This window comes from Xanthomonas euroxanthea (assembly GCF_903989455.1).
Classification (GTDB): domain Bacteria; phylum Pseudomonadota; class Gammaproteobacteria; order Xanthomonadales; family Xanthomonadaceae; genus Xanthomonas; species Xanthomonas euroxanthea.
This window is the reverse complement of sequence record NZ_LR861803.1, coordinates 2,591,792-2,615,060: the sequence shown is the minus strand read 5'-3', so window position 1 is coordinate 2,615,060 and position 23,269 is coordinate 2,591,792. Positions and strand designations below refer to the sequence as shown.

Genomic DNA, 23,269 nt, shown 5'->3' with positions numbered 1-23,269 from the left:
CCTGCTGCGGACGGACGGGGCGGTTCACCAGCCTGCCCACCGCCACCGCATCCAGCGCCTCGCCCCCGATCAGCAGATAGCGCAGCCCGCCCAACGCATCTTCCAGGGCGTCGACCACCTCGTTGAACAGCCCGGCGGTCAACCACAATGCGGTTACCCCGCCGGCCTGCAGCGCCGTGCCCAGCTGCGCCGGATCGCGTACCTGCGCGGCCGACACGATCTGCAACCGCGCCCCGTTCAACAGCGCGCCCCAGATCTCCCACGTCGCCGCGTCGAACGCCGGGCTGGCGCAATGCGCCACGCAGTCGTCCACGCCCAACGGCGCAAAGCCGCTGTTGATCACCAGCCGCAGCACGCTGCGGTGCTCGACCATCACCCCCTTGGGTTGACCGGTCGACCCCGACGTGTAGATCACGTAAGCCAGGTGCCGGCTCACCAGCCCCGCTATGTGCGGTGCATGCTCGGACTCCGCCGCAGTAATGCTGGTCTGCGCGGGTTCGTCGACATACAGCCGCGGCACCGCCAGGTCGCGGTGCAGTCCACGATGGCTCAACAGAATGACGGGGGCACAATCGTCGAGCTGCCACGCAAGGCGCGCCACAGGAGCACTGGGTTCGAGCGGTACGTAGGCACCACCGGCCTTCAGCACCGCCAACATGGACACCACGAGGTCGATACTCCGCTCCATGCACAGCGCCACACGATCATCCGGACGTACCCCCATTCCGATCAGGCGGTGCGCCAGCTGATTGGCACGCCTCTCCAGCTCGGCATAGGTCATGTGCGCAGACCCCTCGCTCAGTGCAACCGCATCGGGCTGCGCCTGTGCCTGCGTGCTGAAGCAATCACCGATCAGCCCATTCTCGGGATACGCCACCCGGGTCGCGTTGAACTCATGAAGCAACTGATGGCGCTCAGGAGCGGAGAGCAGCGAAACTTCCGCCAATGGCATCTCTTCGTGGTCGGCCAAGGCACCGAGCAGCACGGCCAGGTGCTTGGCCCAGCGCTGGACGGTGATCGCATCGAAGAGGTCACTCGCGTACTCCAAACTACATTCCAAGCCGTTCGGGGTCTCCGTCATCGACAGGGACAGATCGAAATGCGTCGTCGTGCGTGGCGTCTCCAGCGCTGACAGTTCCAGTCCAGACAAGGGAGAACCGCCCGCGTCCGGCGTGTTGTTGAGTGCCAGCATCACCTGGATGACCGGCGTGTGGCCCATGCTGCGTGCAGGCTGCAATGCCTCCACCACCTGCTCGAACGGCACGTCCTGGTGGGCGTAGCCGGCCAGCGCGGTCGCCTTGACCTGGGCCAGCAGCCCGGCCACGTCCGACGCGGCCTGCACGTTCACCCGCAGGGCCAGGGTGTTGACGAAGAAGCCGATCAGCGGCTCGATCTCGGCGCGCTGCCGGTTCGCCACCGGTGTCCCGATCACCACCTCGCCCTGCCCGCTCAGGCGCGACATCAACAGCGCCCAACCGCTGAGCAGGGTCATGAACAGCGTGGTGCCATGTCGCTGCGACAACGCGTGCAGTCGTTCCACCAGCGGTGCCGGCAAGGTGAATGCCACATTGCCACCGGCATAGCTCTGTACCGCTGGACGCGGCCGGTCGGTGGGCAGCTCGAGCAGCGCCGGCGCACCGCTCAGGTGCTCGCGCCAGAACCCGAGCTGCTGCTGCAGCGCCTCGCCCTGCAACCACTGCCGCTGCCAGAGCGCGTAGTCGGCATACTGGATCGCCAATGGTGGCAGCGGGTCCGGCTGGCCCTGGCTAAAGGCCTCGTACAAGGCGGTGACTTCGCCGATCATCACCCCGATCGACCAACCGTCGGACACGATGTGGTGCTGCGTCACCAGCAGCACGTGCTCCTGCGCGGACAAGCGCAGCAGCTGGCCACGGATCAACGGGCCAACGGCGAGGTCAAACGGGGCCAGCGCTTCCTGCGCGCTGCGCTGTTCCACCACTGCCTGCTGCGCATCGTGCGACAGTGCGGACAGATCCACCTGCTCCAATGCAAACCCGATCGTTTCCGGCGCGAACTGCTGCACCGGGCCGTCCTCGCCCTGCACGAAACACGTGCGCAGGCTCTCATGCCGCGCCACGATTCGATCCAGCGTGGCCTGCAGCGCGGCCACGTCCAGCGTGCCCTGCAGGCGCAGCGCAGCCGGAATGTGATACGCCAGGCCCGCAGCCGGGTCCAGCTGGTCCAGGAACCACAGCCGCTGCTGCGCCCACGACAACGGCAACGCCCCGGTACGCTCCACCGGCAGCAGCTCGCCCAACCTGCTGCCAGCGCTGCCAGCCAGCGACGTGGAGAAGCCGGACAGGGTGGAATGACGGAACAAGGCACCCAGCTCGGCCTCGATGCCCAAGTCGCGTCGCAGCGCGGAGACCAGCTGGATAGCTAGCAGGGAATGCCCCCCAAGTACGAAGAAATCATCGTGGCGACCCACCCGCGACACGCCCAGCAGCGCTGTCCAGATCCGGGCCACGCGCGCTTCGAGATCATTGGCCGGTGCTGTGTACGCTTCCGCCACGACTGCGTCATCGCCCGGGGCAGGCAGGGCACGCCGATCCAGCTTGCCGTTGACGTTCAGCGGCCATGCCGCCATCAGCACGTACGCACTAGGCACCATGTACTCCGGCAACGCGTACGCCAGGCGCTGGCGCAGTTCTGCAACGGACAGGACCACCCCTTCATCTGCCAGTACGTACGCCACCAGCCGCTTGACGCCAGGTGCCTCCTCACGTGCCAGCACCACTGCCTCGCGTACCCCCATGCACGCCCCCAGACGGGCTTCGATCTCCCCCAGCTCGATACGGAAGCCGCGGATCTTGACCTGGAAGTCATTGCGGCCCAAATACTCCAGCGTACCGTCGGTGCGCCAACGCACCAGGTCGCCGGTACGGTACAGTCGCGCGTCCGGATCCCCAGCGAAGGGATCCGCAATGAAGCGCTCCGCGGTAAGTTCGGGACGATTGAGGTAGCCCCGGGCCACGCCATCGCCGCCGATATGCAGTTCGCCCGACACCCCCAGAGGAACCAGCTGTCCCGCTGTGTCCAGCACGTGCACGCGGGTGTTGCTGATGGGTCGACCGATCGGAATCGAACGCTGTCCCGGTGCCACCGAGACGATCTCGTACGCGGTCGCATAGGCGGTCGCTTCGGTGGGACCGTAGACGTTGAGCACGCGCTGCGGCCGAACCTGTCGGTTCACGAGACGTCCTGCGATGACGGGGTCCATGGCCTCGCCTCCGGTCAGCAGATGGCGCAGGCCACCCAACACCGGTTCGAGCTCATCCACCAGCTGATTGAACAGCCCGGTGGTCAGCATCATCGCGGTGACGCCTCCGGACGAAAGCACCGCCGAGAATGCGGCCGGATCGCGCATCTCCGCGGAAGTGACCACCTGCACGCGTGCACCGTTCAACAGCGCGCCCCAGATCTCCCACGTGGCCGCATCGAACGCCGGGCTCGCGCAGTGTGCTACGCAGTCGTCACTGCCCAGTGGCGCGTAGTCACTGTTGATGACCAGCCGCAGTACGTTGCGGTGCTCGACCATCACCCCCTTGGGTTGACCGGTCGACCCCGACGTGTAGATCACGTAAGCCAGGTGCCGGCTCACCAGCCCCGCTATGTGCGGTGCATGCTCGGACTCCGCCGCAGTAATGCTGGTCTGCGCGGGTTCGTCGACATACAGCCGCGGCACCGCCAGGTCGCGGTGCAGTCCACGATGGCTCAACAGAATGACGGGGGCACAATCGTCGAGCTGCCACGCAAGGCGCGCCACAGGAGCACTGGGTTCGAGCGGTACGTAGGCACCACCGGCCTTCAGCACCGCCAACATGGACACCACGAGGTCGATACTCCGCTCCATGCACAGCGCCACACGATCATCCGGACGTACCCCCATTCCGATCAGGCGGTGCGCCAGCTGATTGGCACGCCTCTCCAGCTCGGCATAGGTCATGTGCGCAGACCCCTCGCTCAGTGCAACCGCATCGGGCTGCGCCTGTGCCTGCGTGCTGAAGCAATCACCGATCAGCCCATTCTCGGGATACGCCACCCGGGTCGCGTTGAACTCATGAAGCAACTGATGGCGCTCAGGAGCGGAGAGCAGCGAAACTTCCGCCAATGGCATCTCTTCGTGGTCGGCCAAGGCACCGAGCAGCACGGCCAGGTGCTTGGCCCAGCGCTGGACGGTGATCGCATCGAAGAGGTCACTCGCGTACTCCAAACTACATTCCAAGCCGTTCGGGGTCTCCGTCATCGACAGGGACAGATCGAAATGCGTCGTCGTGCGTGGCGTCTCCAGCGCTGACAGTTCCAGTCCAGACAAGGGAGAACCGCCCGCGTCCGGCGTGTTGTTGAGTGCCAGCATCACCTGGATGACCGGCGTGTGGCCCATGCTGCGTGCAGGCTGCAATGCCTCCACCACCTGCTCGAACGGCACGTCCTGGTGGGCGTAGCCGGCCAGCGCGGTCGCCTTGACCTGGGCCAGCAGCCCGGCCACGTCCGACGCGGCCTGCACGTTCACCCGCAGGGCCAGGGTGTTGACGAAGAAGCCGATCAGCGGCTCGATCTCGGCGCGCTGCCGGTTCGCCACCGGTGTCCCGATCACCACCTCGCCCTGCCCGCTCAGGCGCGACATCAACAGCGCCCAACCGCTGAGCAGGGTCATGAACAGCGTGGTGCCATGTCGCTGCGACAACGCGTGCAGTCGTTCCACCAGCGGTGCCGGCAAGGTGAATGCCACATTGCCACCGGCATAGCTCTGTACCGCTGGACGCGGCCGGTCGGTGGGCAGCTCGAGCAGCGCCGGCGCACCGCTCAGGTGCTCGCGCCAGAACCCGAGCTGCTGCTGCAGCGCCTCGCCCTGCAACCACTGCCGCTGCCAGAGCGCGTAGTCGGCATACTGGATCGCCAATGGTGGCAGCGGGTCCGGCTGGCCCTGACTAAAGGCCTCGTACAAGGCGGTGACTTCGCCGATCATCACCCCGATCGACCAACCGTCGGACACGATGTGGTGCTGCGTCACCAGCAGCACGTGCTCCTGCGCGGACAAGCGCAGCAGCTGGCCACGGATCAACGGGCCAACGGCGAGGTCAAACGGGGCCAGCGCTTCCTGCGCGCTGCGCTGTTCCACCACTGCCTGCTGCGCATCGTGCGACAGTGCGGACAGATCCACCTGCTCCAATGCAAACCCGATCGTTTCCGGCGCGAACTGCTGCACCGGGCCGTCCTCGCCCTGCACGAAACACGTGCGCAGGCTCTCATGCCGCGCCACGATTCGATCCAGCGTGGCCTGCAGCGCGGCCACGTCCAGCGTGCCCTGCAGGCGCAGCGCAGCCGGAATGTGATACGCCAGGCCCGCAGCCGGGTCGAGCTGGTCCAGGAACCACAGCCGCTGCTGTGCCCACGACAACGGCAACGCCGCCGACCGGTCGGCCGGCACTACGCTGCCCAGCGTGCTGTGCGTGCTGTCGTCCAGCGTCGCCGCGAAACCAGCCAGGGTCGGATGCTCGAACAACCGTCCCAGCGGCACCTCCCGGCCCAGCGTGCGGCGCAGCGCCGAAACCAGCTGGATGGCCAGCAACGAATGCCCACCCAGCTCGAAGAAATGATCGTGGCGTCCGACCTGGGCCACCCCCAGCAGGTCGGCCCAAAGACCTGCCACCTGCGCTTCGCGCTCGTTGGCCGGTGCCTCATAGGCCTGTGCGGCCACCGATTCACCGTCCGGGGGCGGCAACGCACGCCGGTCCAGCTTGCCGTTCACCGTCAGCGGCCAGCCCGACACCCGCACGAAGGCCACCGGCACCATGTACTCCGGCAGCTTGCGCGCCAGCGCCGCGCGCAGCGTGGCCGCTTCCGGTGACGTCCCTTCCTCGGCCAGCACATAGGCCACCAGGCGCTTGTCGCCCGGGCTGTCCTCGCGCGCCAGCACCACGGCCTCGCGTACGTCCGCGCACGCCAGCAACTGTGCCTCGATCTCCCCCAGCTCGATGCGGAAGCCGCGGATCTTGACCTGGAAATCATTGCGGCCCACATAGTCCAGCGTACCGTCGGCACGCCAGCGCGCCAGGTCGCCGGTGCGGTACAGGCGCGCCTGCGGGTCGGCGCTGAACGGGTCGGCGATGAAACGCTCGGCCGTAAGCTCGGGCCGGTTGAGGTAGCCCCGCGCCACCCCGTCGCCACCGATGTGCAGCTGGCCCACCACCCCCACCGGCACCACCTGCCCGGCTGTGTCCAGCACATGGATCCGGGTGTTGCCGATCGGTCGCCCGATCGGGATCGAGCGCTGCCCCGGTGCCACCGGAGGAATCAGGTAGGTCGTGGCAAAGGTCGTGCTTTCCGTCGGGCCATAACCATTGAGCACCTGCTGCGGACGGACGGGGCGGTTCACCAGCCTGCCCACCGCCACCGCATCCAGCGCCTCGCCCCCGATCAGCAGATAGCGCAGCCCGCCCAACGCATCTTCCAGGGCGTCGACCACCTCGTTGAACAGCCCGGCGGTCAACCACAATGCGGTTACCCCGCCGGCCTGCAGCGCCGTGCCCAGCTGCGCCGGATCGCGTACCTGCGCGGCCGACACGATCTGCAACCGCGCCCCGTTCAACAGCGCGCCCCAGATCTCCCACGTCGCCGCGTCGAACGCCGGGCTGGCGCAATGCGCCACGCAGTCGTCCACGCCCAACGGCGCAAAGCCGCTGTTGATCACCAGCCGCAGCACGTTGCGGTGCTCGACCATCACCCCCTTGGGTTGACCGGTCGATCCAGAGGTATAGATCACATACGCCAGGTCGCGTGCGCCCAGCCCCTCCACCACCGGCGCATGGCGCGGCTGCGCCGCCGTCTGCCGCACCTCCTGCGGATCGTCCACAACCACCACCGGCAGCAGGCTCTGTGCCGGCAGATCATCCACCAGCGCATCCTGGGTCAGCAGCGCCACCGGCGCGCAATCCTCCAGCTGCCACGCCAGGCGTGCCGCCGGTGCCGTCGGCTCCAGGGGCACATATGCGCCCCCGGCCTTTACCACCGCCAGCATCGACACCACCAGCGCGATGCCGCGCTCCATGCACAGCGCCACCCGCTGGCCCGGACCTGCCCCCATGCCCACCAGACGATGCGCCAGCTGGTTGGCCGCACACTCCAGTTCCGCGTAGCTGAGCCGCTCGTCGCCCTCAACGACCGCCACCGCACCTGGCCGCGCCTGCGCCTGTGCCGTGAAGCAGGCACCGATCAGGCCCTCGCGCGGATACTCGGCCTGCGTGGCATTGAAACCATGCACCAGCTGGTCGCGCTGGGCGGCAGGAAGAATGGACACCGCATCAGCGCGTAGCGTCGGACTGCCCCGCAGCGCCAGCGCCAGCCCCTCGATCGCCGTGACAAGGCAGGCCAGGACCAGCCCGGCGTCCACGCCTTCAACGCACTGCGCCGTCAGGGTGAAGCCCTGCGAGCCGTGATCATCCACCAGCAGCGTGATGGGATAGTTCGAACGCTCCTCGCCATGAATCAGCTGGATGCCCTCCAACGCCATACCCGCGCCCTCATGCCCGGCATCCGCATGCTCGGACGCGGCCTGACGGTAGTTGAGCAGCGTCGTGAAGAGCGGAAGCGACGCGGGAAGCCCGCTGCAGCGCAACGCAAGCGCCAGGGGCGCATGTTCATGCGCCAGCAATCCCATCAGCCTTCGATGCGTCTCTGCCACGTAGTCCACCACGGATAGATCTCCGGGTGCCGTACACAGCGGCAACGTATTGATCAGCACGCCCGCCACCGGCTGTTGGCTGTGTGCATCGTGAAAACGACCGGACAGCACGGTACCGAACGCAACCTGAGCCTGTCCGCTGAGCCGCGCCACGACCAAGCCCCACGCCGAATGCAACAGCGTCGCCGGGGTGACTCCGGCCTCGCGGGCCGCGCTCCGGACCTGAGTGGCCAATACCGGCTCCAACGCGGTTCGTTGTTCGACCACATCGGCACCGTCGGTGCGCACATCCAGGACACCAAAGGGCGCGCTCGGTTCGCTCAACGCGCCCAGCTGGTTGACGAAATAGTCGCGGTGCTCGCTTTCCGTGGTCGCCAACGCCTTGATGACGGACTCGCGGAACTGACGCGGACGCGGCAGCCCGTCCGCGTGGCCCAACAGGATTGCCATCACCTCCTTGATGATCAGCGACTGGGTCACGTGATCGCAGCCGATATGATGATGCATCAACGCCAGCACGAGATCCCCGCCTTCAGGTTCCGCCGCCAGCATCGCCAGCAGCATCGGTGCCTGTTGCAGGTCAAGTCGCTTCCTGCGGGGGTCACTCGCGGAGAGAAGGCGTTCCATGGCCGTACCGACCTCGCCGGGCGGAAGCGACTCCACCACCAACGGTGCCTCGCGGTGGACCACCTGGACCGGATGCGCGAGCCCTTCCCAGCGGATCGCGGTGCGGAGGATGTCGTGCCGGGAAATGACGTGGTTCAGCGCGGAGAGAAACGCATCCAGGTGTCGCCGGTCACTGAACACGAACACCATTCGTTGCACATAGGGATCGCTATCGGTCGCCACCATGTGGTGGAACAGCATCCCCTCCTGGAGTGGAACCAGTCGGTAGATATCCTGCAGATTGGCGGCACCGCCGGACGTGGTTGCCGTGATGGCCGCGATGTCTTCGCTTCCCAAGCCAGAGAGCGGAAAACCGTCGGGCGCATCCCCGCCATCATCGGGGTGCGAAGGCGCGGCAAGCAGCTCGGCCTTGTACCGCTTCAGCAGATCGAGCAGCTCGCCATCGACCGCCCCCGGCGGTGCCCTGACCACCAGCTGATCATCATGCACGCTCAGATTGACATTCCGTTCCTTCAGCAAGGAGCGCACATCCGCAAGATTCATACACGAAACTCCTCAAAGGCCACTGCATCATGCAATCCGTCGACGGCGGATTCCGTGGATACCTCTTCCGCACCGGGCTCGCGCTGCAACGCAGCGCAGAAGGAGGCCAATGTCGGCGAAGCAAATATGTCGTGAACTTCAGCGCTGAAGCCAAGGGGCCGCAGCTGGCCGATCAACGTAATCGCCAGCAGCGAGTGTCCACCCAGTGCGAAGAAGTTGTCCTGCCGTCCGACACGCTCCAGCCCCAGCAGCTCGGCCCAGATGCCGGCCACCTGTACTTCGATCTCCGATACGGGCGCTTCATGACCGCGCGTGGCCACTGCCGCCGCGTCGGCGGCCGGCAACGCGGCCCGGTCCAGCTTGCCGTTGGCGGTCAGCGGCCAGGCCGCCAGCACCACGAACGCGCTGGGCAGCATGTACTCGGGCAGCTTGCGTGCCAGTGCGTCGCGCAGCACCGCCGGTACCGGCTCGGCACCGTCCTCGGCAATCAGGTAGGCCACCAGCCGGCGATCGCCGCCCGGCTCCATCGCCGCCACCACCACTGCCTCGCGGATGCCCGCGCAGGCCACCAGCTGTGCCTCGATCTCACCCAGTTCGATGCGGAAGCCGCGGATCTTGACCTGCTGGTCGTTGCGGCCCAGGTATTCCAGCGTGCCATCGGCCCGCCAGCGCCCCAGGTCCCCGCTGCGATACAGGCGCGCCTGCGGATCGGTACTGAAGGGATCGGCGATGAAGCGCTCGGCGGTCAGCCCGGGGCGGTTAAGGTAGCCACGTGCAACGCCGCCCCCGCCAATGTGGATCTCGCCCACCACGCCCTGCGGCACCAGTTGTCCCTCCCTATCCAGCACATAAAGGCGGGTGTTGGCGATCGGACGCCCGATCGGGACCGCGCCGTCGGCCTGGCACATGCCATCGGCTACCTGCATCGCGCAGCCGACCGTGGTCTCGGTCGGGCCATACTCATTGATGATGCGTGCGCCGGGTGCCAACGCCTGCAGCGTTGCCGCCGTGCTGGACGGCAGCGCCTCGCCACCGACCACGAACAGGTGCGGCGGGCAGACCCGGCCGGTCTGCGCCAGCTGTTCGCACAACACCACCAGATGCGAAGGCGTGATCTTGCACAGCGTGCCGGCCGGGCTGTCCAGCAATAGCTGTGGCAATGCCGCCAGCTCCGTACCTTCCGGCACCAGCTGCACGCTGCCACCCGTAATCAGTGGCAAATACAGGGAGGTGATCGTCGCATCGAACGCAAACGGCGAGGACACCAGCGCGTCGATCCGCGTGTCGCCCGCATAGGCGTGCTGCGCCCAGTGCAGGTAATGCTCCAGCTGGCGGTGCTCGACCATCACCCCCTTGGGTTGACCGGTCGAGCCGGAAGTATAGATCACATACGCCAGGTCTGCCGCGGGAGTGGGTGTCGGTGACGGCGTCGGATTGCTGTCGAGACATGCGGCGATCCGTGTCGCATCGTCGCCATCGACAACAATCGTCTGCATCAGACTCGACGAAGGCAACCGTTCCTCCGACGCCTTGTCGGTTATGAGGACAGGTGCTGCGGTGTCCTCGAGAACGAAGGAAAGCAACGCTTCCGGGTAGTCGTGATTCAACGGCACATAGGCAGCGCCCGCTTTGAGCACTGCCAACATCGCCACCACCATCGCCGGACCGCGTCGGCAGCAGATGGCTACGCGGCCTCCCGGCCGGACGCCCTGCTCGATCAGCAGATGAGCCAGGCGATTGGCATGCCGGTTGAGCTCGGCATAGTCCATGGTGTGTCCAGCAAACACGAGCGCAGGCGCTGAGGGCTGTGCGGCCGCACACTGTTCGAACGCATGCTGGACACGCGCGAGGGTGCTTTCCACGTGGTCCCCACAGCCCAGGGCGAGCATGGCCCGGCGGCCCGCCTCGCCCTGGAGCTGCAAGCGCGCGAGCGGCGTAGCCTCGCCTTCAGCCATGCCACGCAGCAATTGCTGCATGGATTCCGCCATGCGCTCTGCGGTCTCGTGGCGGAACAGCCGCTTCGCGTAATCAAGATGGCCGACCAGGCCGGACCCGCTCTCGGTAAAGGTCAGCGCAAGCTCGAACTGCGCGGCACCGGTGGAGGTCTCCACGGGCTGCAGGCGGATACCGGGCATCTCCAGCGCACCCGACCGCGGCGCGCTGTTCATGCTGACGATCGTCTGAAAGATCGGGTTGCGGCTGACCGTCCTTGAAGGATTGACGCTTTCCACGACCAGATCAAACGGCACGGCCTGGTGTGCATACGCATCGAGCGTCCGCGCCCTCACCTGCTGCAGCAATTCAGACGTATCGGCGACATCGCCCACCGATATGCGAAGTGCCACCATGTTCACGAAAAAGCCGATCAACGGTTCGACTTCCGCCCGCTGCCGGTTCGCGACCGGGGTGCCGATCACGACTTCTTCCTGGCCACTCAACCGCGACATCAGCACCGCCCACGCACCCAGCAGGGTCATGAACAGGGTCGCACCCTGACGCTGGGACACCGCGCGCAAGGCGCTGGTGAGCGTATCCGGCAGGGCGAACGACACGATTCCGCCCTCGTAGCTCTGCCGGGCCGGCCGCGGCAGATCAAGCGGCAGGTCAAGCAACATCGGCGCGTCCTTCAACTGCTCCCGCCAGAACGTCAGCTGTCGCTCCAGCGCCACTCCCTGCAGACACTGGCGCTGCCACTGAGTGTAGTCCGCATACTGTACTGCCAGGGCCGGCAGCGGATCAGGCAACCCCTGAGTGATGGCTGCGTAGAGCGCGCGGATCTCGCTGATGAGCACACCGATCGACCAACCGTCGGAGACGATGTGGTGCTGCGTCAGCAGCAGCACATGGTCCTCGTCCGACAGACGCAGCAACTGGCCGCGGATGAGCGGTCCGGTCGACAGATCGAAGCGCCGCAGTGCTTCACTCCGGCTGCGCTCATCCACGATCGCGGCCTGCGCGCCGGACGACATGCCAGCTAGATCGACGTGCTCCAGCGCGATGCCCACATCCACCGGCGCGAACTGCTGTGTCAAGCCGTCCTCGGTCTGCACGAACCGGGTGCGAAGGCTCTCATGCCGGGCGACGATACGGTCCAATGTCGCCTGCAGCGAACGCACATCCAGGCTCCCCTGCAGCTTCAACGCAGCAGGAATGTGATACGCCACGCTCGCGGCAGGATCAAGCTGATCGAGGAACCACAACCGTTGCTGCGCCGAAGAGCATGGGAACGCGCCTCCCCGATCCAGCGCGCACAGGGGAAGGTCCTCCTGCGCCGAGTGCCCCCGTTCCTTGACGCGCTCGCCGGCACGTTTTGCAAGAACCGCCTGGCGCAGCAGATGGAGTGTCTCTTCATGCGTCTTCATTGCTGTTCTCCATGCCCAGTATCGCGAGCAGCTCGGCTTCCGTCATTGATTCCAGTTCCTGTTCCATGCGCTGGACGTCTTCGCCGGAGGCCTCAAGCTGGGCCCTGACGATTGATGCTGCCATCGATTCCAGGCGCGAGTCGTCGAAGAGCGTGGCAAGTTGAAGTTCTACCCCAAAAGTCTGCCGTACGCGCTCGGACAGCTGGATGGCCAGCAGGGAATGTCCACCAAGGTCAAAAAAGCCGTCGTGGCGACCAATCCGGGGAACATCCAGCAGCGCGCTCCAGATCTGCGCCAGTCCCTCCTCCGCCGCACCCACGGGCGCTTCATACGCACGCATTGCAGTGGCGGTTCCGTCCGGGGGCGGCAACGCATTGCGGTCGATCTTTCCGTTCGGAGTCAGCGGCCACACCTCCAGCTGGATGTAGGCACTGGGTACCATGTACTCCGGCAGCACCGCGCCCAGGGACTCGCGCAGCCCGGCCGCCGATATGCGCGCCCCATCACGACCGATCACGTAGGCCACCAGCCGCTTCTCGGTCCGGCCTTCGCCAAACGCGACCACCAGCGCTTCGCTGACGCCTTCGCATGTCGCCAGACGAACCTCGACTTCACCCAACTCGATCCGGAAGCCACGGATCTTCACCTGGCTGTCCTGACGCCCCAGGAATTCGAGGTTGCCATCGGCCCAGTACCGCGCCCGGTCGCCGGTCTTATAGATGCGCGACCCCGGTTCTTCGGAGAACGGGTCTGGCAGATAGCGTTCCGCGGTCAGCTGCTCACGCCGGAAATAGCCAAGGCTCAGGCAGTCGCCTCCGATGTACAGGTCGCCGGCGACCCCGACGGGGCACGGCTGTAGCCCCGCATCAAGGACGTGATAGCGGGCATTCTGGATCGGCTTGCCGTAAGGAACGCTGGTCCAGCCAGGTGCCACGGCATCGACACGGTAGGCGTTGGACCACACCGTGGCCTCGGTGGCACCGCCGAGTGCGACGACCTGGCACGCCGGGAAGGCGGCACGCACGGCAGCAGGTAGTTCCAGCGGAATCCAGTCGCCGCTGAAGAATGCCAGACGCAGATACGTGTTGCCTGGCCTGTCCGTTGCCAACCAGGGCAGCAACTGCCCGAACACTGCCGGGGCGGAATCCCAGAACGTGATGCGCTCATCGTGCAGGATGTCAAGCAACCTGCGGGGATCGGCGACGTCATCCTTGGCAGCGACACGGATGGTTCCGCCCGCGGCAAGCACACCCAGAATGTCGTACACCGACAAATCGAAGCACAACGACGTCGTGAACAGGAGTCGGTCTTCCGGACCCACGTCGAACTCGCGATTGACCCAGTCGATCAGATTGACCACGGGCCGATGCTGGACCATCACGCCTTTCGGGCGCCCGGTCGAGCCCGAGGTGTAGATCACATAGGCCAGATCATCGGCGCACGCGCCGGTCAGGCCGGGATCCGGATCATGGTCCGGACCAGTGCCAGTGAAGAACCCCTCGCTGTCACAGAACAGCGTGGTGATCCGTGACGTTGCGGACTCCGCCATGAAACCCGCCTGTGTCACCAGCACCGAAGGGTCGCTGTCATCGAGCATGTACACCAGTCGCTCGGTCGGATACGCATGGTCAAGAGGAACATAGGCCGCACCGGACTTGAGTACTCCGAGGACAGCGACCACCATGTCCAGGCCCCGTTCAAGGCACAGCGCGACACGGTCGCCACGACCAACGCCGTGTTCCATCAGACGGTGCGCCATCCGGTTCGCGCGCCGGTTCAGGTCGGCATAGCTGAGGGCCTGTCCTGCAAACTCCACGGCGGTTGCCAGCGGCCGTTCCCCCACCTGGGCCTCGAAGCCTGCGTGGACCAGTGATTCGCGCGCGAAAGGCCGGGCGGTGTCATTGAATCCGGTGACGATCCGCGCATGCTCGGACGGCCCCAGAAGGGTGGCCGCGCAGTGGTCCGCGTCCGGCGACAGCACCAGGGCCTGAATGACGTTTTGATAGTGCGCGGCCATGCAGACGAGCTGAGCGGCGGTCATCGTATCCGGGCCGGCATCAAGGATGACGGCAAGTTCATCGAGGGTATCGGTGAAGGTGACGGTGAGCGGGAAGTCCGTGGCTTCCAGGTTGCACGCCTCCAGTACCTCGATTCCAGTGCCCGCCAATTGTTCGTAGGGGCGGAAATTGACGTAGTTGAACGCCGCCTCGAACATCCTCCGTCGTCCGTGATCCATGTAGATCTGGAAGTACGGATAGTGCCGGTGTTCGAGCACATCCAGCTCGCGGGCGTGCGTTTCGAGAACCAGCGACGACCAGCTCATCCGTTCGAGGCCGAGGCGGAAGGGAAGCGTGTTCAGGAACAGGCCGAGCGCCTGCTCGGCACCCTCCTGTTCAGGGCGAACATTGCAGACCAGACCGCTGACCACATCGGCGGCGCCCATCCAAAGACCGAGAACCTTCATGTGGACGCTGAGCAGAACCGAGCGCACGGGAACCTTCAAGCGCCGTGCAAGCGCGCCGATGCCTGCGCGGGTCTGCGCGTCCACCGTGAAACGCCTGGCGACCGCGGCGCGGTCACGGTCAGGCTCTGTGACATTTCGCGGCAGTGCAGACGGCTCGTGCCCGTCCAACTGTTGCTGCCAGAACTCCCGGTGCCGGCGGCTGCCAAGCACCTCGGCCTCGGTGGCTGCCGAAAGCGCGGCGAAGTTCGCCTCCGGCAGGCCATCCTGCACTTTCCCGCCTTCGAGGCGGGAAAGATAGAAGGAGAACAGCTCCGTCTGCATCAGCGCCACGCTCCAACCATCCATCAGCGCGTGATGGAAGCTCAAGGTGTACTGGACGTCGTGTGCATCGAGCCGGTGGATGAAGACGCGAAACAGCGGTGGGGTGGCGAGATCGAAGGGGATCAGCCGTTCTTCCGCCATGAACGCGGCAATCCGCGCCTGCTGCTCTGCTGCAGGACGACCGCTGAGATCAAAGACCTGGAGCGGCGCGATGACCTCGCGATACACCTTCTGGAGGGCTTCTCCGTCGTCACCGTACTCGAACGAGGAACGCAGGACCGGATGCCTGTTGACAATATCCCGGAGCGCGTCGATGAAGGTCGGCTCGTCCCACGTCGGCATGCGCAGTCGATAGCTGAAGACATCGTGGTAGATGCCTTCCCCCGTCGCGAACTGGTTGTGGAACACCATGCCGCGCTGCAGCAGCGTCACTCGGGTGGCGGCCTCGATCGTAGACAGCGGGTTGGACGACGTGCCATCTGCCGCGTCTGTGGCATTGACTGCCTCGTGCGCGACCCCCGGCTGCCGGCCCGCGCTACGGGCGACAGTGGCAAGTGCGGCGACGGAAGCGTGCCTGAACAGGTCGATGACCGAGACATCGATACCAATCCGCTTCGCTGCGGCGATGATCTCGATACTTCGGATCGAATCGCCGCCGAGCTCGAAGAAATTGTCGTGACGTCCCACAGCGTCTATATGCAACACGGACTCCCAGATGCGGCACAGCGCGAGCTCCATGTCTCCCTCCGGTGCTACAAAAGCATGAGCCATCAGCGCGTCGCGATCCGGCAATGGAAGCGCCCGCAAGTCCAGCTTTCCATTCCGGGTGAGCGGCCACGCCGTAACCACGACGAACGCGGCGGGCACCATGTGATCCGCCAGCACGCAGGAAAGCTGGGTGCGGAGCACGGCCGCCGAAGGCGGCAGGTCAGATTCTGGAATGACGTACGCCACGAGCTGCTTCAAACCGGCCGCGTCCTCGGACAGCAGCACGATGGCCTCGCGTACTCCGTCACACGCTGCCAGCCGCGTCTCGATCTCTCCCAGCTCGATGCGGTAGCCGCGGAGCTTTACCTGTGAATCATTGCGGCCCATGTAGTCCAGCGTGCCATCGACGCGTCGCCTGGCCAGGTCACCGGTCCGGTAGAGGCGTGCACTGGCGTCGCGGGAGAAGGGGTCCTGGATGAACCGCTCGGCGGTGAGCTCGGGTCGATTCAAATAGCCGCGTGTCACCCCGGCACCGCCCACGTACATCTCGCCCACAACGCCCGCAGGAACAGGACGGCGGTTGCCGTCGAGCACATGGATGCGCAGATCCCCGAGGGGATGCCCGATGACGCGCGCGGAGGATGCGATGTCCTGCGCGGTCAACTCATGGAAGGTCGTGTGTACCGTGGTCTCGGTGATGCCATACATGTTCACCAGTCGCGTGCGATGCAGCGGATTGCGCTCCACCCACGGCAGCAGCATCGTGCTCTGCAGGGTATCTCCGCCAAAAATGACGACGCGGAGTGCGTGCTCCATGTCGTGTTCGGCCTGGACCTGGATCAGCGCACGGAAGGCACCCGGTGTCTGGTTCAGCACGGTGACGCGGTGACGGCACAGCAACGCGTAGAACGCATGGGGCGAGCGTGCACACTCGGTCGTCACCACCACCACCCTACCCCCGTACGCCAGCGCTCCCCAGAGTTCCCACACGGAGAAATCGAAGGCGATGGAATGGAACAGCGACCACACGTCATCCGCGCGGAAGCCGAAACTGACCTCGGTGGCCTTGAGCAGGCGGGCGACATGCCGGTGCTCGACCATCACGCCCTTGGGCATGCCGGTTGAACCCGACGTATAGATGACGTAAGCCAGCCCGCGGGACGTGAGCCCGTCAACGGTCGGGTTGCAGGTGGCCATCGCGGCCATTGCCTCATCCTCGATCAACAGCACCGGCGTCGAGGGGCCGTCTTCCTCCTGCTGCAGGAGAGCGGCCTGGGTCAGGATCAGGGCCGGCTGCGCGTCCTGCAGCATCTGCGCACGCCGTTCCGCCGGGGAGGAGGGGTCCAGCGGAAGATAGGCACCGCCGGCTTTCAGAATGCCCAGCATCGCGATCACCATGTCGGTGCCGCGTTCCGCGCACACGGCAACGAGGGTACCCGCCACTACGCCGCGCGCCTGCAGTGCATGGGCGACCTGGTTGGCGCGGTGGTTCAGTTCACCATAGGTGATCGACAGCTCGCCGTCGACCAGGGCCACCGCAGCGGGGGTCCGCGCTGCATGCGCCTCGAAGGTGCCGTGGATGAGCGCTTCATCCGGATAGATCGCTTCCGACGACACGGCCAGCAGCGCACGCGTCTCGTCAGCGGACAGCATGGGAAGCTCGGCCGGTACGGCGTCCTCCACCGTCGTCATTGCCTCCAGCAGGGTGATCAGATGCGCGGCCCAGCGTTGGATGGTGCTGCGATCGAACAGATCGCTGGCGAACTCGAGCGTCCCGGCCAGTCTCTCGCCCGTGTCGCTGAAGACCAGCACCAGATCGGTGCGGGCAGCCTGGATGGTGGCCTCCACCGGGTGGAGGGTCAGGCCGGGCAGGCCCCGCGGTGCGGAATCCTGGCTTTCGTTCAGCACCAGCATGACCTGGAACAGCGGCGTATGGCCGACGTTGCGGGGCGGCTGCACCGCATCGACGACCTGCTCGAAAGGAACTTCCTGGTGCGCGTATGCCGATAGTGCGGTGGCCTTGACCTGTGCAAGCAGCGCCGCGATTGTCGGTGCCTCCGCCACGTCCAACCGCAACGCCAGGGTATTGACCAGGCAGCCGATCAGGCCCTCGGTCTCCGGCCGCTCGCGATTGGCCACCGGCGTGCCGACGACCACCGTCTCCTGACCGCTGAGCCGCGACATCAGCAACGCCCAGCCACTGAGCAGGGTCATGAAAAGGGTGGTGCCATGGCGGCGGGACAAGGCCCGCAGCGCACCGGTCAATTCCGACGGAAGTTCGAAGGACACGCTGTCACCGGCATAGGACTGCACGGCCGGACGGGGCCGATCGGTCGGCAGATCCAGCAACGGAGGAGCCCCGGCGAGCTGGCCGCACCAGTAGTCGATCTGTCGGCGCAGTAAGTCCCCCTGCAGACGCTGACGCTGCCACGCCGCGTAGTCGGCGTACTGCACCGGCAACGGCGGGAGCGGATCGGGTGCATGCTTGCAGTAAGCCGCATACAACGCGCTGAATTCGCTAATCAGCACACCCACGGACCAGCCGTCGGACACGATGTGGTGCTGGGTCACAAGCAATACGTGCTCGTGGGGTGACAGCCGCAGCAGCTGTCCCCGGATCAGCGGCCCATGGCGCAGATCGAACGGTGCCCGTGCTTCCTCGGCACTGATCGACTGGACCGCTGCTGCGCGGGCGTCGGCAGCGCACCCGGTAAGGTCCACGTGATGGAGGCTGAACCCGATATCGGCCCTGTCAAACTGCTGAACCGGACCCGCTTCGGTCTGCAGGAAACGGGCGCGCAGCCCCTCGTGCCGTGCCACGATGCGGTCCAGGGTGGACTGAAGCGCGGTCGTGTTCAACTCGCCCTGCAGACGCAACGCGGTCGGCATGTGGTACGACGCACTCGCTGCCACGCCCAGTTGTTCGACGAACCACAACCGCTGCTGCGCCCAGGAAAGTGGTAGCGGCTCGCCGCGTGGTACCGCCGCAATGGCGTGCGAGTCCGTGGGCAGCTGCTGTTCGATGTAGGCGGCCAGACGTTCGATGGTGGGATTCGCGAACAGGACGTCGAGCGAAAGCTCGACATTCAAGGCCTGACGCAGCCGCGACACGAGTTGAACCGCCAGCAGGGAGTGCCCACCCAGATCGAGGAAGTCGTCCTGGATGCCCACAGGGTCGATGCCGAACAGGTCCGCCCAGAGCCCCGCCAACGTGACTTCGACGGCGCTGCGCGGTGCGACGAAAGTGCTGGCCAGCGCCGGACGCGGATGGCGCCTGCCCATGTCATCGATGCCCGCCGCGGCTACCTCGGCCACCGTGGTCGGCGCTGCCGCTGCGGCCGAGGTCAACAGCGAAGCCGGTGAAACCAGTATCTGGGGCGTGCCCACATGGGCGAGCATCTGATCGAACACCGCATCGGCGTCGGCCAACGCGATTGCGTCGGCCGGGGCAAACGGTTGCACTGCGCGAAGGCCAGCCACTCCCTGCTCGCGCGCCCGGGCTGCCATGCCTGTATCACGCCACGCGGGCCAATTCACTGCCATGACGGCGGTGTTACCCAGAGCATGTTGCTGCGCGGCCCACGCGTCAAGGAAGGCGTTTGCCGCACAATAATCGACCTGACCCGGTGCAGGTTGAAGGGCATTCAACGATGAGCAGAGCACGTGGAAATCGAGCGGATCGCAGGCGAACGCAGCGGACACCAGCGGTGTGCCCTCCAGTTTCGATGCCATGACCCGGCGGGCGGCGGCCAGCGTCTTGTCATGGATGAGCGCGTCGCCCGGGAGCCCTGCCGCATGGAAAATGCCGTTCACTGGACCGAAATGCGCATGCGCTGACGCGGCGAGTCTTTCGACATCCTGCGGGCATGCCACATCCGAAGTCACATAATGCACCTGCGCTCCGCGCTTCTGCAGCGCCGCGAGCCGGCCAAGAGCGGTGCGCGTCGCCTCGTCGCCCTCCTCCAGGCAGCGGGCCCAGTCAGCGGGATCTGGCAGGCGCGTCCGTCCTGTCAATGTCAGCTGCGGCGATGATGCGCGGCTGCACACGTACTCGGCGAACGCCAGACCGATGCCTCCCAACCCTCCGGTGATCAGGTAGTGCTGCCCATCGGCAATGCGGACGCCGGTCGAATGCGGTGCCGCCTGCTCGACCGAATGGACCCAGCGCCGCACCCCCCGGTAGGCGATGGATGTCGCATTGCCGCTGAGCCAGGCTTCACCGCGCAGCCTGGGCCACAGTCGAGGATCGATGTCCCCTTCCGGGCGCAGCTCGATGTCGATGAAACGGCATGACAGATGGGGATACTCCAGCGGGATCACCCGGCACGGTCCCAACATCGTGGAACGGTGCGATGCCAATGCTTCGCTGCCCGTCACCGAGTGCACCCCGGTGGCGAAGACATTCAGCTGCGTGGCGCCCGCCTGGGCTTGCCGTGCGAGCGCCTGCGCGAGGAAGATCAGACTACCGAACCCCTGCTGCTCGTTATCGGGAGCACTCGCGCCTCCGGTCACGCACCAGAAATGGCTGACCCTCGGCGGCGGCGTCCCGCGCTCGGTCACTCTCTCGAGGAGCCGGACATAGTCTTCCGGCTCGGAGCCGTCGATCACGAACTGTTCCGCGGAACGCTCGCGGAAACCGGTGCCCGAGCGTACCCGGACCACCCGCGCTCCCGCAGCGAGCTCCGCCTCAATGAACGGGATGCACAGGCCACCCTCATCCTCGAATACCACGTGCACGCTATCGTGCACGCACTCGCGGGGCGGCGGCTCCGGCGCGCGGTCCTGCTTCCACGCCAATCCATAGAACCAGTCCTCCACGGGCGTGGCACCACGCGTCACAGCCATTGCGGCGATGCGCGTGCCTGCCGCTGCCACCCAGTACCTTTGGCGCTGGAAGGGATAGCCCGGCAGGCCGACCCGGCGGCGGCGCTCGTCTTGATGGTAGGCGTTCCAGTCGATCCGCACCCCGTTCGTCCACAGCCGGCCAAGTGCTTCGAGAAGAACCTCCTGCGCAGGACGGGCCGAGCGCCGATCTGGCAGCGCTCCTACTGCATTGAACGTGTCTTCCCTGTTCGCATGCTGTCGTACGATCTGCGTCAATACCTGTCCGGGACCGGCTTCCACCAGCAGCGCCGGACCCTGCTCTGACACAGCGCGCACGTTGTCGGAAAAGCGGACGGTCTGCCTGAGGTGCGCCAGCCAGTAGGTCGGCGACATCGCCTGCTCGTCCGTGATCCAGGTACCGGTCACGTTGGAGGTGAACGGAAGCGTGGGCGGTGAGAACCGGACCCGCTGCAGGTATGTGGAGAAGGCGGGCAGAATCGGGTCGAGCAATCCCGAGTGGAATGCATGACGCGTGTGCAGGGGCTGACTGGCGATGTGCAGCGATGTCAGCTGTGCCGCCAGTCGCGCGATGCTAGCTTGCGCGCCGGATACCGTGCAGCGCGCCGGGCCGTTGACGGCTGCCAGCCATGAACCTTCTGAGAGCAGCGGTACGAGCTCCGCCTCCGATGCATTGACGGCCAGCATCGCACCACCGGCCAGGCTGTCGATCAGTCGTCCGCGTTCGGCCACCAGCATGAGCGCGTCATCGAGGGTGAACACGCCGGCCACGCACGCGGCGACGTACTCGCCCAGGCTGTGCCCCATCAGGGCGTCGGGACGCACGCCCCATGAGGCCAGCAACTGGCTCAATGCATACTCGATGACGAACAATGCCGGTTGGGTGAAACAGGTCCGCTGCAGCGCGTCCTCCGCGTCAGCCTCCCCGCCACATGTGGGAAAGAGAAGATCGCGCAGGTCGCGACCAAGTACGCCCCGCAACGATTCCGAGCACCGATCCACCACGGCACGGAACACGGGCTCGTCCGCGTAGATGTCGCGAGCCATGTTGGCGTACTGCACCCCCTGCCCCGGAAACATCAGAACCACCCTGGGGTCCGCTTCAGCACGGGCGGTACTCCAGCTGGCCGGCTGCGAAGACAACAGGGCCAGGGCCTGATCCACTCCGTTGCAGACCAGCGCACTACGATGGCTGAACGCCGCCCGGCCTACCTGGGTGGTGTAGGCAGTATCGGCAAGATCCGCTGTGGGGTTGCGTGCAAGGTGGTCACGCAGATCCTCCCGGGCCTGCTGCAGTGCTTCCTCGTTCCTTGCTGAAAGCAGGATGAGGTGAGCGGCGCGACGGCTTTTCGAGGGTGCCGCCGCGACAGCCTCCTCCAGGACAACATGCGCGTTGGTGCCCCCGATTCCAAGCGAGCTCACACCGGCACGTCGCGGCGTAGGCCCGTCCGGCCAGTCGCGCATCCCTCGCTGGATGTAGAAGGCACTCGCTTCCAGCTCCAGCAGAGGGTTGGCCGATTCAAAATCCAGCACACCGGGCAGCTGCCGATGCTTCAGGGCCATCACCGTCTTGATGAGCCCCGCCACGCCGGCGGCGGCGTCGAGGTGACCGATGCTGGGCTTGATCGAGCCCAGCGTGCAGAACTGGCGACGCGAACTGGATCGACCGAAGACCGCCTGCAGGGCCTTGACCTCGATCGGATCACCCAGCGCGGTGCCGGTGCCATGCGCTTCCACATAGGAAATCGAGTCCGCCTCGACGCCCGCTGCAGCGAGCGCCTGGCTGATCACATCCACCTGGCCTGTGACGCTGGGAGCCGAAAATCCGACCTTGTTGGCACCGTCGTTGTTGATCGCCGAGCCGCGGATGACGGCATGGATGGTGTCGCCGTCGCGACGCGCCTCCGACAGCCGCTTGAGTACCACCACGCCTGCTCCGTTTCCGTGAACGGTTCCGGCGGCCTGTGCGTCGAACGCGCGGCAATGGCCATCGGGAGAGCCGATCCCATCCTTGTCGTAGCGGTAGCCTGCCTTGCTGAACTGGCCAATCGAAACCCCACCGGCCAAGGCGATGTCGCACTCCTGGCCGATCAGGGCCTGGGAGGCCATGTGCACCGCGACAAGCGAGGTCGAGCACGCGCTCTGGATGACGACGGCAGGCCCCCGCAAATCCAGGTGGTACGCCACGCGGGTACAGAGAAAGTCGCCGTCGTTCGCGAACGAAAGCGCCGCGGTTCCCACCGACTGCACCAGCGCCGCGTTACCCAGCATGTTCTGCAGAAAGTAGCTGTTGTGCGATGCGCCTGCATATACGCCGACCGCGAGGTCAGTGCCGAACGAACCCGGCCCGTAGCCGGCATCTTCCATGGCATGCCAGCACAGTTCGAGAAAGACGCGCTGTTGCGGATCGGTGATCTCCGCCTCGCGCGGCGTCACTCCGAAGAACGCGGCGTCGAACCGATCCGCATCGTCCAGCATGGCAGCGGCCTTGACGTAGTGGGCGTCCATCAGCGTGGCGTGGTCGATGCCGGCGGCTATCAGCTCTTCCCGGCTGAACTGCCGGATGCCGGGTACGTCGGAACCCAGGTTGGACCAGAGCTCATCGACGTTCGCCGCGCCCGGAAACCGCCCACTGAGACCGATGATGGCTACGGCCAGTGCGTCGTCCATCGGGTCCAGATCATCTTGATTCGTCAT

The 23,269-nt window shown here is 65.9% G+C and carries 3 protein-coding genes (1 of these 3 only partly in view); all 3 read right to left on the bottom strand.

The window, feature by feature from the left end; genetic code table 11:
* Tightly spaced (each overlapping or abutting the next), the 3 genes in view from H7A86_RS10895 to H7A86_RS10885 form a layout consistent with a single transcriptional unit that may run on beyond the window.
* Positions 1–8,875, bottom strand: partial view of a non-ribosomal peptide synthase/polyketide synthase gene (locus H7A86_RS10895; RefSeq protein ID WP_232099064.1) — the 5' portion only. The gene continues 8,333 nt to the left of window position 1, outside the view; the window shows 8,875 of its 17,208 coding nt (coding positions 1–8,875); its start codon is at positions 8,873–8,875; the stop codon falls past the left edge of the window.
* On the bottom strand, positions 8,872–12,237 hold the full coding sequence (locus tag H7A86_RS10890) for a non-ribosomal peptide synthetase (protein WP_180707855.1): 3,366 nt from the start codon (positions 12,235–12,237) through the stop codon (positions 8,872–8,874). The genes H7A86_RS10895 and H7A86_RS10890 overlap by 4 nt, the downstream gene beginning before the upstream one ends.
* Positions 12,224–23,269, bottom strand: coding sequence for a non-ribosomal peptide synthetase/type I polyketide synthase (locus tag H7A86_RS10885; protein ID WP_180707854.1), 11,046 nt, complete (start codon positions 23,267–23,269; stop codon positions 12,224–12,226). Before H7A86_RS10885 ends, H7A86_RS10890 begins: the two co-directional genes overlap by 14 nt.

Excerpts from the sequence above, each read along its gene's own strand:
- H7A86_RS10885 (WP_180707854.1), bottom strand. The coding sequence starts at position 23,269 with ATGACGAATCAAGATGATCTGGACCCGATGGACGACGCACTGGCCGTA.
- H7A86_RS10890 (WP_180707855.1), bottom strand. The coding sequence starts at position 12,237 with ATGAAGACGCATGAAGAGACACTCCATCTGCTGCGCCAGGCGGTTCTT.